The organism is Nocardia cerradoensis NBRC 101014 (assembly GCF_000308535.1).
Classification (GTDB): Bacteria; Actinomycetota; Actinomycetes; order Mycobacteriales; family Mycobacteriaceae; genus Nocardia; species Nocardia cerradoensis.
Genome location: NZ_BAFW01000161.1, coordinates 1 through 14,284, shown reverse-complemented (window position 1 = coordinate 14,284; position 14,284 = coordinate 1). Strand labels below are relative to the sequence as shown.

Genomic DNA, 14,284 nt, shown 5'->3' with positions numbered 1-14,284 from the left:
GACACGCTGCGCCGCCGTGCGCGGAGCGGACCCGCTCGGTCAGGGGTGGCTCGACAACTCGGTCGCGACGGCCAGCTCCTGCAGGGGAATGGTCGCGTCGGACCAGGTTTCGACGGGGTGCGTGGTGTGGGCCGCGATGAGAGTGCGAGCGGTGCGCAGCTCGGCCGGGCAGGCGACGGCCGCGGCGGCGACCAGGCGCCCGGCGCGCAGGCTCAGGGCGAGGAATCGGCCGGGGGTGCCGGTGGTGCGGACCACGACCTCGTCCTCGGGCTGCGGGCGCCCGGCGAATTGCATGGTGACGCCGTACTGGGTTGTCCAGCCCCAGGTGACCTCCTCGGCCGGAACAGGTTGTCCGAGAACCGAGTTCGCGACGGCGACGCCGTGTGCCTGGGCGCTGTTCCACTGTTCGGTGCGCCGGTGGACCCCGAATTCCGGATCGTAGACGGCCGCGGCGTCACCGGCAGCGAAGATGTTCGGTGCCGAGGTGGTGTGGGACTCGTCGACGAGGATGCCGTCGCCGACGGCGAGTCCGGCCTGCCGTGCCAATCCGGTATCCGGTTCCGCGCCGATCGCGACGAGGACCGCCGCGGCGGTCCACCGACGTCCGTCGACGGCGGTGGCTGTGACATCGCCACCGCCACCGTCGATCCGGTCCAGCACGATCGCGTCGTGGATGTCGACGCCGTTGTCGGCGTGCAGATTTCGGCAGTACTCGCCGATCACTCGCGCCGCCACCCGATCCAGGGGCGCGTCGGCCGCGTGCACGATCGTCACCGCAGCCCCCAGCCCGCGCGCCGTCGCGGCGGCTTCGCATCCGACCAGGCCGCCACCCACCACGAGCAGCGATCCACCGGTCATCACGGCCGCACGCAACGCGTCGACATCCGCGGCGGTCCGCAGCGTGTACGCGCCCGATTCGGGGCCGGGCAGTTCCCGGGCGCGGGCGCCCGTGGCGAGCACGAGCGCGTCGTAGCCGAGGGTTTCGCCGGTGCCCAGATGTATGCGGTCGCGGTCGACGTCGATGCCCTCGACCGTGGTCCCCAGGCGCAACTCGACCTCGAGTTCGCGCCACGACTGCGCGGACTCGAGCAGCAGCCGGCGTTCGTTCGCGGTGCCGGCGAGCAACTCCTTCGAGACCATCGGGCGGCGGTAGGGCAGCCGGTCCTCGGCGCCGAGCAGGACGATCTCGCCGGTGTAGCCCTCGGTGCGCAGGGTGCGGGCGGCGGTCGCGCCCGCGATCCCGGCGCCCACGATGACGATGCGTCCGGTCATGCGCGGCTGACCTCGACCATCTCGAAATCCGCCTTGGCCGCACCGCAGTCGGGGCAGGACCAGTCGTCGGGAATGTCGTCCCAGCGGGTGCCGGGCGCGATGCCGTCCTCGGGCCAGCCGAGGGCCTCGTCGTATTCGAATCCGCATTGCAGGCAACGGAACAGCTTGTAGTCGGTCATGTCAGGGGCCTTTCGTCGGGGTCGGGTCGTGGGTTGCGAGCTCGGCGAGGAAATCCGGCTTCTCCCGCACGCCGCAGTCGGGGCAGCACCAGTCCTCGGGAATCGCGGACCACGCGGTGCCGGGTGGGAAGCCCTCGCGCGGGGCGCCGTCGGATTCGTCGTACACGTAATCGCAGACGGGGCAACGGAATCGGGACATCAGGCCACCCCGTACTTCGCGAGGATCCGATCGCGCTTGCCGGGCTGGACGTTCACGCGGGTGATGTCACCGCCGTAGTGGGCGAGCACCCGCTTGTCCATCACGCGGCGCCACAGCGGCGGGAAATAGGCGACGGTGATCATGCTGGCGTAGCCGCTGGGCAGATTGGGTGCGCCGTCCATACTGCGCAGCGTCTGATAGCGCCGGGTGGGGTTGGCGTGATGGTCGCTGTGGCGCTGCAGGTGGTAGAGGAAGATGTTGGTGACGATGTGGTCGGAGTTCCAGCTGTGCTCCGGCGTGCAGCGTTCGTAGCGCCCGGCGGCCGTGCGCTGCCGCAGCAGACCGTAGTGCTCGAGATAGTTGACCGTCTCCAGCAGCGAGAATCCGTAGACCGCCTGCAACACCAGGAACGGCAGCACCCCGGGACCGAAGACCGCGGCCAGCGCGCCCCACAGCACCACCGACATCAGCCACGCGTTGAGCACGTCGTTGTGAATCGTCCACGGCCGCTTGCCCATTCGCTGCAGCCGGGACTTCTCGAGCGACCACGACGAGCGCAGGCTGCCCCACACGCTGCGCGGCAGGAAGGTCCAGAACGATTCGCCGAACCGGGAACTGGCCGGATCCTCCGGTGTCGCCACCCGCACGTGGTGGCCGCGGTTGTGCTCGATGTAGAAGTGGCCGTAGAACGTCTGCGCCAGCGTGATCTTCGACAGCCAGCGCTCCAGTTCGTCCTTCTTGTGGCCGAGTTCGTGCGCGGTGTTGATGCCGACACCGCCCATGGTGCCGATGCTCAGAGCCAGGCCGATCTTGGACACCAGGCTCAGCCCGCCGTCGACGCCCAGCCAGGACAGATCGACCGCGCTCCACAGATAGCAGGCGAACACCAGGCTGAGCAGCTGGAACGGGATGTAGGCGTAGACGCAGTAGCGGTAGTACCGGTCGTTCTCGAGCTGTTCCATCACCTCGTCGGGCGGATTCTGCCCGTCGGGCCCGAAGAATCGGTCGAGGATCGGCAGCAGCACGTACACCAGCAGCGGTCCGATCCACCACCACACCGGCGCCGCGTGGTGCCAGCCCAGCTGGTTGAACAGCCACACCAGGCCGGTGGCGAGCAGGACCGCGGTCGGCGGGACGAGGCCGAACAGCCAGAGATGGCGTTTGCGGTCGCGCCACTGCGGCGGCGCGGTCCGGGCCGGATCGCCGATTCGGGATGTGGTCACGAAATTCTCCTCACGAACGGTGCGCGGAATGCGCGGCGGAACGGTGCGTCCGGCGGACAGAGTGCGCGGACGGAGTGCGCGGACGGGGCCGGGGCGGCGGCGCGCCCACCTCGGTGTATTTACACTTTCCGAAGAAGTGTTCTCATTGAATACAGATACCTACTAGTTGTCAATAGTCGAACATTTTCGTGGTCCGTGTACGATCGTGGGCGTGGCTACCGCGCCGAACTTCCAGTCCGATATGCGCCGACTGCTGCGCGAGCGCGTCATCGAGACCGCTCGCGGGCTGGTCTGTACCGAGGGCTGGGGCGCGGTGAACATGTCGCGGGTGGCCAAGGAGGTCGGCGTCAGCCGGCCGGTGCTGTACAAGGAGATCGGCACCAAACAGGACCTCGCCGAGGTGGTGATCGCGAACGAGGTGGACGTCTTCCTGGTCGGTATCGCCGAGCAGCTGGCGGCCCACCCCGACGATGTGATCGCCGGCCTGATCGCGGCCGTGGAGTTCACCCTGCGCAGCGGTGCGGACAATATGCTGCTGAAAGCGGTGCTGGCGGGCCGCTCGGCACCCGATACCGCGCTGTTGCCGGCGCTGATGACCGAACCGGAACCGGTGCTCGGCCGGGCGATCGCCGCGGTGACCGCGACGGTTCGCGCGCAATACGAGCTGGCGTCGGTGGGCGAGGAGGAGTTGGCGTCGGTCGCCGAAACCGTTGTGCGCCTTGCCCTCAGTCATCTGTTCCAGCCGACCGGGCCGGTCGAACGGGCGCTGGACCAGATCCGGGTCGTCGCCGTCGGACTGCTCGAGCCGCTGCTGGGTGCGGCGTGACGGCGGGACGCGTTGGCGGTCAACGCATTTCGTCGGAAACCCGCCGATCTGGCTGATACCCGGCCGTTGCCGGTGTGTGACAGGTCACCATCGGTTAGGGTCGAAACCGGTTTGCCGCACACCGAATCCGGCGAACCGGTGTGTGGAGGTGAGGTACCGAATGCCTATGTCCTATCTGCTGTACGACTTCCTGCTGCCGTATATCGGCGAGCAGGCCGCGACGTACTGGGCGCAGCTGTTCGTCGTCGACCCGATCTGACGAACAGGTGGCGCCGGCCTGCGGTTTCGCACCGTCCGGCGCCACGGGTACCCGCATTCGGCGCGCCCGTAGCGACGCCGTAGCGGCCGCCCGGCCCGGGGTGCGATCCCGGCCGCGGGCGGCGGACCAGTCCAGTGCTCTCGGACTGGCTATCTAGTGGCCTGATCGGGGCGCCTAGAATCGTGGAGGTTCGCATCGCAGCGATGCCTCCTCGAACGAATCCCCGATAATCAGGAGTTTGCCCGTGACAACGCCCGACACCACCTCGACGACCGGCACCGCCCGCGTGAAGCGCGGCATGGCCGAGATGCTCAAGGGCGGGGTGATCATGGACGTCGTCACCGCCGATCAGGCCAAGATCGCCGAGGATGCCGGCGCGGTCGCGGTGATGGCGCTCGAGCGGGTTCCCGCCGACATCCGCGCCCAGGGCGGCGTCGCGCGGATGAGCGACCCGGACCTGATCGACGGCATCGTCAACGCCGTCTCCATCCCGGTCATGGCCAAGGCGCGCATCGGCCACTTCGTCGAGGCGCAGATCCTGCAGAGCCTCGGCGTCGACTACATCGACGAGTCCGAGGTGCTGACCCCCGCCGACTACGCCAACCACATCGACAAGTGGCAGTTCACCGTGCCGTTCGTCTGCGGCGCCACCAACCTGGGCGAGGCGCTGCGCCGCATCACCGAGGGCGCGGCGATGATCCGCTCCAAGGGTGAGGCCGGCACCGGCGACGTATCCAACGCGACCACTCACATGCGCAAGATCCGCGGCGAGATCCGCCACCTGCAGTCGCTGCCCGAGGACGAGCTGTTCGTGGCCGCCAAGGAGCTGCAGGCGCCCTACGAGCTGGTCCGTGAGATCGCCGAGACCGGCAAGCTGCCGGTGGTGCTGTTCACCGCCGGCGGTATCGCCACTCCCGCCGATGCCGCGATGATGATGCAGCTGGGCGCCGAGGGTGTCTTCGTCGGCTCCGGCATCTTCAAATCCGGCAACCCGGCCGAGCGTGCCGCCGCCATCGTGAAGGCCACCACCTTCTACGACGACCCCGATGTGCTCGCCAAGGTGTCGCGCGGACTGGGTGAGGCCATGGTCGGCATCAACGTCGAGGAGATTCCGGAGCCCCACCGCCTCGCCGAGCGCGGCTGGTAAATCCGTTCGGACGCCGATCCCGAGACAACGCCTTCGCCGGGCCGTCCTGCACAGGACGGCCCGGCGTCGTCGTTCCCGAGCAGTGACACCGCCGGCGGCCCTCGTCGCCGAGGCGGTCGCCGGCTCACCTGCTCGGCGTGACCGGCACCGCCCGTCCCGCGAACTTCGCGATCGCCGCCGGCGTCACGGGTGTGAAGAAGTTGACCAGGTTGCCGTCGGGGTCGCGGACCAGCAGCGAGCGGTTGCCCCAGGGCATCGTGGCCGGCTCGGCGACCACTTCGGTGCCGGCGCCGGACAGCTCGCGATACACACGGTCCACGTCGTCGACGAGGAATTCGGTGATCACAGTGTGGTTGTCCGACGGACGGGCGGAGTCCGGTGCGAACAGGGCGACGGTCCGGGTGCTAGCGAGCGCGAGGGTGGCGACGCCGGTCTCGAGTTCGGCGAAATCCTCGGTCGCCCACCGTGCGCGCAATCCGGTGGCGCGCTCGTAGAACTCGGCCAGACGCGCGACGTCTGCGGTGATGATGCGGATCGAGACGAAATTCATGGGCTGCTCCGTGCCGTTCGAGGGTGTTTTCCGCAGCGTAGGAGCAATAGGGGACAGAATCGGTCCAGTATTCACACTAGGGTCGAATTCATGGCTCGACCGACCGGACGCGTGCTGACCCTGCTGGAACTGCTGCAGTCCGGCGGCACCCGGACCGTGGCCGAACTCGCCGACCGGCTCGGTGTCGAGGGACGCACCGTGCGCCGATACGTGGACCATCTGCTCGATCTCGATATTCCGGTGGAGTCGGTGCGTGGACGCTACGGCGGCTATCGGCTCGCCCCCGGATATCGCCTGCCGCCGTTGATGTTCGACGACGACGAGGCGCTGGCGGTACTGCTCGGGCTCCGGGCCGGCCGCCGAAACGGCTGGGCCGCAACGGATGCGACGGCGAGCGAGACCGCCGCCGCCAAGATCCGGAGGGTCCTTCCCCAGCCTGTGCGCCGGCGGCTCGACGTGCTGCTGGAATCGCTCGCATTCACCGATACGCCGGCCGAATTCGCGTCCCCGGATGCCGCGGTGCTGCTGACGATCGCCGACGCGATACGCCACCACCGGCCGATCGCCCTCCGCTATACCGATCGCCACGGCCGCGCGAGCGAACGCACACTGCACGCCTACGGGCTGGTCGCGCATTCCGGACGGTGGTATGTCACCGGTGCGGATCCCGGGCACGGCGGGGACCGCACCTTCCGCCTGGATCGCATCACCACCGCCCGAACCCTGCCGGGGTCGTTCGACCCGCCCGGCGATATCGATCCGGTGCGGCGGGTGGTGTCCGGATTCGCCGCCGCCGAGTATCGATACGACGTGCGGCTGCGCATCTTCGGTACCGTCGAGCAGATCCGCGCTCACCTGCCCGCGACCGTGGCGACTCTCGATGCGACGGCCGACGCGGCGGACGCGGACGCCGAGCGCTGGTGGGACGTCGGTATCCGGGCGGAGCGGCTCGACTGGCTGCCGCCGGTACTCGCCGCGCTCGATCGCCCGTTCGAGGTGCGGCAGCCGGGGGAGTTGCGCGAACTGGTCCTGGGTCTCGCCGCTCGCCTCGCGGAATCGGGCCGCCGCGGCGTCGTGCCGGCCGGCGACTGAGCAACCGGCCCGGGCGTCGAGGCCGAGCCGATGCCCGGGGTGTCATTGGCTCGTGCCCGTATGTCGTGGCCCGCTCGGTTCGTTCGCGTCGCGCCGTGTCGAGCACCGTGGTGGGCACACGGCAGCACATCCCCACGGCGTGAGTTCTCAGTGCTCGCCCGGCCGTTCGTGGCAGCCGGGACGATGCGGGCGCTCACCGAATGGCTTGTCGGGTACTGTCTTCCGGAAGTTGCCGGGCTCCGTACGCGAGGGGCCCGAGGAGAATACAACGAAGGATGCACAACGGATGGTTGTCGGTGGCGGTGCGAGAACGGATCTCGACCTGGCAGCCGTGCGCGCCTTCGTGGCCGCGGCCGAGGAACGGCAGTTCAGTCTCGCCGCCGTGGTTCTCGGCATCAGCCAGCAGGCAGTGTCGAAGCGGATCGCGAAGCTCGAGGCGCAGCTCGGTGTGGCGCTGTTCGACCGCGTACCCGCCGGAATCGTGGCGACCGCCGCCGGTGCGCGGCTGCTGCCACATGCGCGCGCACTGCTGGCGGTGGCCGAGACCGCGGTGGCGGCGGTCGGTGAGATGCCGCGCCCGCTCCGCGTCGCGGTGCAGGGCGAACGGCAGGGCGCGACCGAGCAGATGCGGTTCTACCTCGACCGCAATCCGGGCGCCGATACCGAGATCGTGATCTCGAACGTCTTCGTGACCTCGCGGGACATGGTGGTGCACGGCCGCGCCGATGCGGCGTTCGCCCGGCCCTCGGGTGGGCCCCGCCCATTGCCGGCCGATATCGCGGCCGTGCCCGCGTACGTGGATCCGGCGCATCTGCTCGTCGGCCGCGATCATCCGCTGGCCGGGCGGTCGGCGGTGCCGCTCGCCGAACTGGGCACGTACACGGTGTGGATTCCCGGCGCGGGGGTGGCGTCGGAGTGGGCCGACTTCTATCGCGAGCTGAGCGAATTCTGCGGTGTCACAGTCGATACCACGCCCCGTGACCGCACCCGGTTCCCCGGGCCCGACGGCATCGAAGCCATGCTCGCCCGGATCGCGGCCTCCGACACCCTGGCCACCGTCAGCAGCGACCACTTCCGCAATCCGTGGCATCCGCACATCCGGCGGGTGCCGATCGTCGACCCGACACCGGCCTATCCGCACGCGCTGCTGTGGTCGACGGCCAACACCCACCCGGGACTCCCGCATCTGATCGAGCATTTCCGCACGACCTACAACCGCGACATCGCCGCCGGATGCTGGCTCCCCGTCGCCGACCGCGAACGTTTCGCCGGCTGAACGCCGCGAATACGGTTGTGCCCCCGCGCATCCGAGTCGGCGCGACGGATCAGGCGCCGATCCGCAGTGCCGGGCGGTCCGGATGATCCCAGCGAACGTCGAAGGTGGGCACGTCGGCGTGCTCGCGGTCGTGTCGCAGCAGAGCCGGCACGGTCCACCGGTCCGCGGGATCGGTCCGCCGCAGCAGTGCCGCCTCCGACATCTGCAGCCGCACGGTGACATCGAAATCCAGACCCCGGCCGAGCAACATCGGGCCCGCGACCACCAGTACGAGACCCGGTTCGGCCGACTGCATGCGCGCCCGGGCGGACCGGTCCTCGGCTTCGTCCCACAGCGCGGGCAGCCACCGCCCGCGCCGGCGCACCGCCTCGAGCACCTCGCGATCGAGCGCGGCGTAATCGAACCAGGCTGTGCGATAGGTCATCTCGTCGCGCCCGAACTCCAGCCGCAACGATGCGGGGCGAACGAAGTCGTGCAACCACACCCGCGCGGCCGGTCGCCCGCTCGTGCGGATCCGATCGACGATCCGATCGGCCGGTTCCCGCGGTCCGGCGCCGTCGGCCCCGTCGACGGCCACCACGACCGGCCCCGGCAGCGCGAGTGCGGCCGCGACGACCCGCTCGACCAGCCCGTCCGCGGCGATCGGTTCGTATGCGGGCATCCGCCTATCATGCCCGCCACGGCGCGAATCGCGGAGAGTCGCCCGCCGCGCGCGTTTGCCATCGCATAGCCTGAGCGGGTCGATTCCGGACACGGCGGCACCTGCGAGGCGATCGAACACCGTCCGCGGCGCCCCGGCTGCACCGGTGATCGACGGGTTGTCGCGAAGTCGAGGAGGTCGGAGTCCGTGGCGGTGCTGGTCCCGCGTGAACGTCCGAAGCGGTGGTCGCTCGACGACATCGTCGTTACCGATCCGCCGATCATCCGCCGGGCGATCGGCGCGGCGAGTATCGGCAACATCACCGAGTGGTACGACTTCGGCGTCTACGCGTATTTCGAGCCGACCATCAAGGACGTGTTCTTTTCCCATCTCGGGGACACCGCGGGCACGATCGCCACGTTCGGCCTGTTCGCGGTGGCGTTCCTCGTGCGCCCCTTCGGCGGCATGTTCTTCGGACCACTGGCCGACCGCATCGGCCGCAACAAGGTGCTCGCCACCACGATGATCCTCATGGCGGCCGGCACCTTCGCCATCGGCTGCATCCCGGATCAGAACACGATCGGGATCTGGGCACCGATGTTGTTGCTGTGCGCGCGGTTGCTGCAGGGTTTCTCGACCGGCGGCGAATACGGCAACGCCATGACCTTCATCGCCGAGTACGCACCCGACCGGCGGCGCGGATTCCTCGGCAGCTGGCTGGAATTCGGCACCTTCACCGGATATCTGCTGGGCGCCTTGGTCGTCACGCTCGCCGACGCCACCCTCACCGAGGATCAGCTGCTGTCGTGGGGCTGGCGGCTGCCGTTCTTCGTCGCCCTGCCACTCGGCGCGGTCGGCGTCTATCTGCGGATGCGACTGGCCGACACCCCCGCCTTCGCCGCCCTGGAGAAGGAATCCGAGGAGCGGGAGAAGGCGAACAAGACCGGCGACGAGGCCAAGATCCTGGCCCGGCTGTGGCCCTACGTGCTGGTCTGCATGGGTCTGGTCGTCGTCTGGAACGTCACCAACTACATGCTGACCTCCTATATGCCGACCTACGTCACCTCGACCGTGCCCGACAGCACCGGCGGCGGTGTGTCCTCCTCGGCGTCGCAGTGGCTGCAGATCGCCGTGATGGCCATCGCGCTGCTGACCATCCCGGTGATCGGCCTGATCTCGGACCGGGTCGGCCGCAAACCGATCATCTGGACCGGCGTCATCGCCCTGGTGGTGCTGGCGTTTCCGATGGTTCTGCTGGTCCGCACCGACAACGCGTTCGCCGTATTCCTGGGCCTGCTCATGATGGGCCTGACCCTCATCTGCTTCAGCGCGACCATGCCGTCCACCCTGCCGTCGCTGTTCCCGACGAAGGTGCGCGGCGCCGGGCTGTCGGTGTCGTTCAACGTGGCGGTCTCACTGTTCGCCGGCACCACCTCGGTGGTGGTCGGCGCGCTCGTCGGTGCGACCGGCGATCTGAACTGGCCGGCGTACTACCTGATCATCGCCGGGCTGGTGGGTGCGGTCTCGGTGTATTTCCTGCAGGAGCCCAACGGCAGGCACATGTGGGGGTCGGCGCCGGCCGCGCAATCCGAGGAAGAGGCGCGGGAACTGATCGGATCGCAGGGCGAGCCGGCGTCGTGAGCGCTGTCACGGCGCGGAGAGTCGCTCGCCGGAGCGGGTTCGCCATCGCTTAGCCTGAGCGGGGCACAGGGCGGAAGGACGGTACATGGCGACGATCGAAGAGGCACTGGAGATCGAGCGGCTCGAGCGGGACATCTTCCGCGGCGCGATCACCAAGTCCCAGCTGGCGCGCACCTTCGGCGGCCAGGTTGCCGGGCAGGCGCTGGTCTCGGCGGTGCGCACCGTGGAACCACGCTTCGAGGTGCATTCGCTGCACGGATACTTCCTGCGCCCCGGCAATCCCGCCGAGCAGACCGTGTACCTGGTGGAACGCATTCGCGAGGGCCGCTCGTTCTGCACCCGCCGGGTCACCGGCGTGCAGGACGGCGAGGCGATCTTCACCATGTCGGCCTCCTTCCACGTCGGCGACGAGGGCCCCGAACATCAGGACGTGATGCCGGAAGTCCCACTGCCGCAGGATATTCCGGACGAACGCGCGGCGATGAGCCCGGAGCGGCTGTGGCTGATGCGGGAATGGGAGCACTGGGACATCCGGCTGGTGCCGCAGGAGCAGGTGGTCCGGCGCGACGGCCTGGCCTCCCAGCAGCAGGTCTGGTTCCGTTACCGCCACCCGCTGCCCGACGACCCGCTGTTCCACGTCTGCACCCTCGCCTACATGAGCGATATGACCCTGCTCGGTTCGTCGAAGGTCACCCACCGAGACGAACCGACCCAGGACGCGTCGCTGGACCACGCGATGTGGTTCCTGCGCCCCTTCCGCGCCGACGAATGGCTGCTCTACGACCAGAATTCCCCGTCCGCGGGCTACGGCCGCGCGCTCACTAGCGGCCGGATCTTCAACCAGCGCGGACAGTTCGTCGCGCAGGTCGTGCAGGAAGGGCTCATCCGCACACTGCGGCGGTAGGTGAGCGGCGCCACAACCGTGGTGGCCGCGGGCCACGACCGCACCGCGCGACTCGTATGCTCGTGCCGTGAAACCGACCATTGGCGTGCTGGCTCTGCAGGGTGACGTGCGCGAGCACTTCCACGCGCTGGCCGCGTGCGATGCCGAACCGGTGAGTGTGCGACGGGAATCGGAACTCGAGTCCGTCGACGCGCTCGTGCTGCCCGGCGGCGAATCCACCGCGATCAGCAAACTGCTCGAGGTGTTCGGGTTGCTGGATCCGCTGCGGGCACGGCTGCGTGCGGGTATGCCTGCGTTCGGCTCCTGTGCCGGGATGATCCTGCTGGCCTCGGAGGTACTCGACACCCGCCCCGACGCCCAGTCGCTGTCGGGCATCGATATGACGGTGCGGCGCAACGCCTTCGGACGGCAGGTCGATTCGTTCGAGACCGATCTCGACTTCACCGGGCTCGACGATCCGATCCGCGCGGTGTTCATCCGGGCGCCCTGGGTGGAACGCGCCGGCGCCGGCGTCGAGGTGCTGGCCCGGGTCCCGCACCGGCCGCGGCCGGGGACCGTGGTCGCCGAGGGTCCGTCGGTGGGCGACCCGCAGGATGCGGCGGGCCGGATCGTCGCGGTCCGGCAGGGCTCGGTCATCGCGACCTCCTTCCATCCCGAGGTGACCGGAGATCTGCGCGTGCACCGCCTGTTCGTCGACTCGGTCCGGGCCGCGGTGGGCGCCGGTACCTGAGCGTTCGCCGAGCACCCCGCCCGGGCGGTGGCGGACCGGGCAGTAGACTGCACAGCGATCGCCGGAACGCAGATCGCGAATCTGTCCGGGCCTCGAGCACACCGACCTGAAGGAAGTAGGGAATGAGCGGCCACTCCAAATGGGCCACCACCAAGCACAAGAAGGCCGTGATCGATGCCAAGCGCGGCAAGATGTTCGCGAAACTCATCAAGAACATCGAGGTCGCGGCGCGCACCGGCGGTGGTGATCCTGGCGGAAACCCGACTCTCTACGACGCCATCCAGAAGGCGAAGAAGTCGTCGGTTCCCAACGACAACATCGAGCGCGCCCGCAAGCGCGGCGGTGGTGAAGAGGCCGGCGGCGCCGACTGGCAGACCATCATGTACGAGGGCTACGGGCCCAATGGTGTTGCGGTACTGATCGAATGCCTCACCGACAACCGCAATCGCGCCGCCGGTGAGGTGCGCGTGGCCATGACCCGCAACGGCGGCAATATGGCCGATCCCGGTTCGGTCGCCTACCTGTTCCACCGCAAGGGCGTCGTCACGCTGGAGAAGAACGGGCTCAGCGAGGACGACGTGCTGACCGCGGTGCTCGACGCCGGCGCCGAGGAGGTCAACGATCTCGGTGATTCGTTCGAGATCATCAGCGATCCCAGCGACCTGATCGCCGTGCGCACCGCGCTGCAGGAGGCCGGAATCGATTACGACTCCGCCGAATCCGGTTTCCAGCCCTCGGTGTCGGTCGCGGTCGACGCCGACGGCGCCCGCAAGGTGTTCAAACTCGTCGACGCGCTCGAGGACAGCGACGACGTGCAGAACGTCTACACCAACGTCGACGTCTCCGACGAGGTCCTCGCCGAACTCGACGACTGATCCGTACCGCCGCGGGCCGCTGCCGGATGCTCCGGCGGCGGCCCGCGGTGTGTATCAGATGTGCACGGGCAGCCCGAGCCGCGCCGACACCCACGGCAGCGACGAGGTGAACGCGGCCGCCGCGAACTGCCAGGTGTGCCCGCCCTGCGTGGTGTGGATGGTGCATTCGATGCCGACCGCGCGGCCCTGACCACACAGTTTCTCGGCGGCGCCCACCTCACCGGTATCCATGACGCCGTCCTGGCCGCCGACGCCGATGCGGCTCTCGTCGACCTGCGGCATGTGGAAGTGGCCACCGCCCGGGTCCTTACCGGTGTGGTCCTGGCGATGCGGCGGCGTCAGATCGTCGAACAGACCGGCGACACCGGTGTAGGTGCCGTGCTTCGCCATCACCGTCAGCGGGTCGAAGCGGTCGTAGGCGGCCGCATCGCCGCCGTAGAGCCGCGCGATCGTCTGTTCCCTGGTACCGGAGGTCGGGCCGAGATCGCCGGCGATATCGACGAAGGTGTGGAACAGCTCCGGATGCATCACGGTCAGATCGGTGGCGCAGGTGCCGCCCATCGACCAGCCGACCACCGCCCACTTCGCCGGATCGGCGGGGACGCCGAAATGCGAATCCACATACGGCACGACATCTTTCGTGAGGTGGTCGGCGGCGGCGCCGCGCGGGCCGTCGACACATTCGGTGTCGTTGTTGAAGCTGCCCGAGGAGTCGACGAAGACCAGGACCGGGGCGCTGCCGTTGTTCGCCGCGGTGAACGCGTCGATGGCGGGCATGATCTGGCCGCTGCGCAACCAGTCGGCGGGGGTGTTGAATTCGCCGCCGATCATCATCACGGCCGGCAGGGCGGGCGGGGTGGGCCCGGAGAACCAGGCCGGTGGCAGGTAGACATATTCGGTGCGGTGCTTGAATCCGCTGGCGGCGTCGCCGGTGTCGATCGGCACCACCACGCCGTGGGCGGGGTGGGTGTCGCGCATCGCGGCGAGTTCGTCCTGATCGGTCTGATGGGGCAGTGGCCCGGCGGTCAGCGCACTCCACGCCGACTGCACGCTGGGGTAGTAGCCCACCCATTGGTTGAGCACCACCGCCGAGCTGGCGATCGCGAACGGCACCGCGACGATCGCGGCGGTGCGGTGCCACCAGCGCGCACCCGGCCAGCCGACGACCACCAGGGCGATCGCGGCGACCGCCGCGCCCACCCAGATCCACAGCCGCACCGGAGCGGGATCGGAGGCCAGGCCCTCGTTGTTCATCACGGTGCGGGCGGCGAAGGCGGCCACCACACCGAGGGCGAGACAGATGGGGACCCGGATCAGCCACCACCGCCGGCCCCAGCGCGCGATCGCGATCACGAGCAGGACGGCGGCGACGATCTCGATGGTCAGTGGCAGCCAGCCGTGCAGCAACGACAGGCCGTGATGAAAACCGTTGTAGGGGTTCAGTTTCGCCGAGGGCAGCTGCGGTGGCGGG

The 14,284-nt window shown here is 69.0% G+C and carries 15 protein-coding genes; 8 read left to right on the top strand and 7 right to left on the bottom strand.

What is annotated here, in order from left to right; translation table 11 throughout:
* Positions 1-39: 39 nt before the first annotated feature.
* From ON23_RS16790 to ON23_RS16775, 4 genes are read right to left on the bottom strand one after another with little or no spacing between them, the layout of a single operon-like run.
* The gene (locus ON23_RS16790) at positions 40-1,272 is read right to left on the bottom strand and encodes an NAD(P)/FAD-dependent oxidoreductase (protein ID WP_039779303.1); all 1,233 of its coding nucleotides are present in this window, start codon (positions 1,270-1,272) and stop codon (positions 40-42) included.
* The gene (locus ON23_RS16785; RefSeq protein ID WP_036502897.1) at positions 1,269-1,451 is read right to left on the bottom strand and encodes a rubredoxin; all 183 of its coding nucleotides are present in this window, start codon (positions 1,449-1,451) and stop codon (positions 1,269-1,271) included. Before ON23_RS16785 ends, ON23_RS16790 begins: the two co-directional genes overlap by 4 nt.
* 1 nt (position 1,452) lies before the next feature.
* On the bottom strand, positions 1,453-1,650 hold the full coding sequence (locus ON23_RS16780) for a rubredoxin (protein ID WP_039779301.1): 198 nt from the start codon (positions 1,648-1,650) through the stop codon (positions 1,453-1,455).
* On the bottom strand, positions 1,650-2,873 hold the full coding sequence (locus ON23_RS16775) for an alkane 1-monooxygenase (protein ID WP_039779300.1): 1,224 nt from the start codon (positions 2,871-2,873) through the stop codon (positions 1,650-1,652). The genes ON23_RS16780 and ON23_RS16775 overlap by 1 nt, the downstream gene beginning before the upstream one ends.
* 211 nt (positions 2,874-3,084) lie before the next feature.
* On the opposite strand from ON23_RS16775, the gene ON23_RS16770 reads away from it, so the two are divergent.
* Both ON23_RS16770 and pdxS read left to right on the top strand, forming a co-directional pair.
* The gene (locus tag ON23_RS16770; protein ID WP_039779339.1) at positions 3,085-3,699 is read left to right on the top strand and encodes a TetR family transcriptional regulator; all 615 of its coding nucleotides are present in this window, start codon (positions 3,085-3,087) and stop codon (positions 3,697-3,699) included.
* 503 nt (positions 3,700-4,202) lie between these two features.
* Positions 4,203-5,105, top strand: a complete 903-nt coding sequence (pdxS, locus tag ON23_RS16765) for a pyridoxal 5'-phosphate synthase lyase subunit PdxS (protein ID WP_062997834.1) — start codon at positions 4,203-4,205, stop codon at positions 5,103-5,105.
* 124 nt (positions 5,106-5,229) lie between these two features.
* On the opposite strand, the gene ON23_RS16760 is transcribed toward pdxS, so the two are convergent.
* Positions 5,230-5,655 (bottom strand): VOC family protein, encoded by a 426-nt coding sequence (locus tag ON23_RS16760; RefSeq protein ID WP_039779299.1) that lies wholly within the window; start codon positions 5,653-5,655, stop codon positions 5,230-5,232.
* A 90-nt stretch (positions 5,656-5,745) separates the two neighbouring features.
* Here ON23_RS16760 and ON23_RS16755 point away from each other — a divergent pair, with 90 nt between their 5' ends.
* The gene (locus tag ON23_RS16755; RefSeq protein WP_039779298.1) at positions 5,746-6,747 is read left to right on the top strand and encodes a helix-turn-helix transcriptional regulator; all 1,002 of its coding nucleotides are present in this window, start codon (positions 5,746-5,748) and stop codon (positions 6,745-6,747) included.
* Positions 6,748-7,033: 286 nt separating this feature from the next.
* Complete coding sequence (locus tag ON23_RS16750; protein ID WP_039779297.1) at positions 7,034-8,023, top strand: LysR family transcriptional regulator; 990 nt, start codon at positions 7,034-7,036, stop codon at positions 8,021-8,023.
* Positions 8,024-8,072: 49 nt separating this feature from the next.
* On the opposite strand, the gene ON23_RS16745 is transcribed toward ON23_RS16750, so the two are convergent.
* Positions 8,073-8,684, bottom strand: coding sequence for a nucleoside/nucleotide kinase family protein (locus ON23_RS16745; RefSeq protein ID WP_039779296.1), 612 nt, complete (start codon positions 8,682-8,684; stop codon positions 8,073-8,075).
* 186 nt (positions 8,685-8,870) lie between these two features.
* Between ON23_RS16745 and ON23_RS16740 the strand changes: the two genes are divergently transcribed.
* The 4 genes from ON23_RS16740 to ON23_RS16725 all read left to right on the top strand — a co-directional run bounded on the left by ON23_RS16740 (position 8,871) and on the right by ON23_RS16725 (position 12,813).
* Complete coding sequence (locus ON23_RS16740; RefSeq protein ID WP_039779295.1) at positions 8,871-10,304, top strand: MFS transporter; 1,434 nt, start codon at positions 8,871-8,873, stop codon at positions 10,302-10,304.
* A gap of 85 nt (positions 10,305-10,389) precedes the next feature.
* The gene (locus tag ON23_RS16735; RefSeq protein ID WP_039779294.1) at positions 10,390-11,208 is read left to right on the top strand and encodes an acyl-CoA thioesterase; all 819 of its coding nucleotides are present in this window, start codon (positions 10,390-10,392) and stop codon (positions 11,206-11,208) included.
* Positions 11,209-11,275: 67 nt separating this feature from the next.
* A complete protein-coding gene (gene pdxT, locus ON23_RS16730) occupies positions 11,276-11,938 on the top strand; it encodes a pyridoxal 5'-phosphate synthase glutaminase subunit PdxT (protein WP_083904023.1) in 663 nt (220 codons plus the stop codon).
* A 122-nt stretch (positions 11,939-12,060) separates the two neighbouring features.
* A complete protein-coding gene (locus tag ON23_RS16725; RefSeq protein WP_036502880.1) occupies positions 12,061-12,813 on the top strand; it encodes a YebC/PmpR family DNA-binding transcriptional regulator in 753 nt (250 codons plus the stop codon).
* Positions 12,814-12,867: 54 nt separating this feature from the next.
* Here ON23_RS16725 and ON23_RS16720 read toward each other — a convergent pair.
* Positions 12,868-14,284 (bottom strand): alpha/beta hydrolase (locus tag ON23_RS16720; protein WP_245555974.1); only part of this gene is annotated, 1,417 nt, incomplete at its 5' end.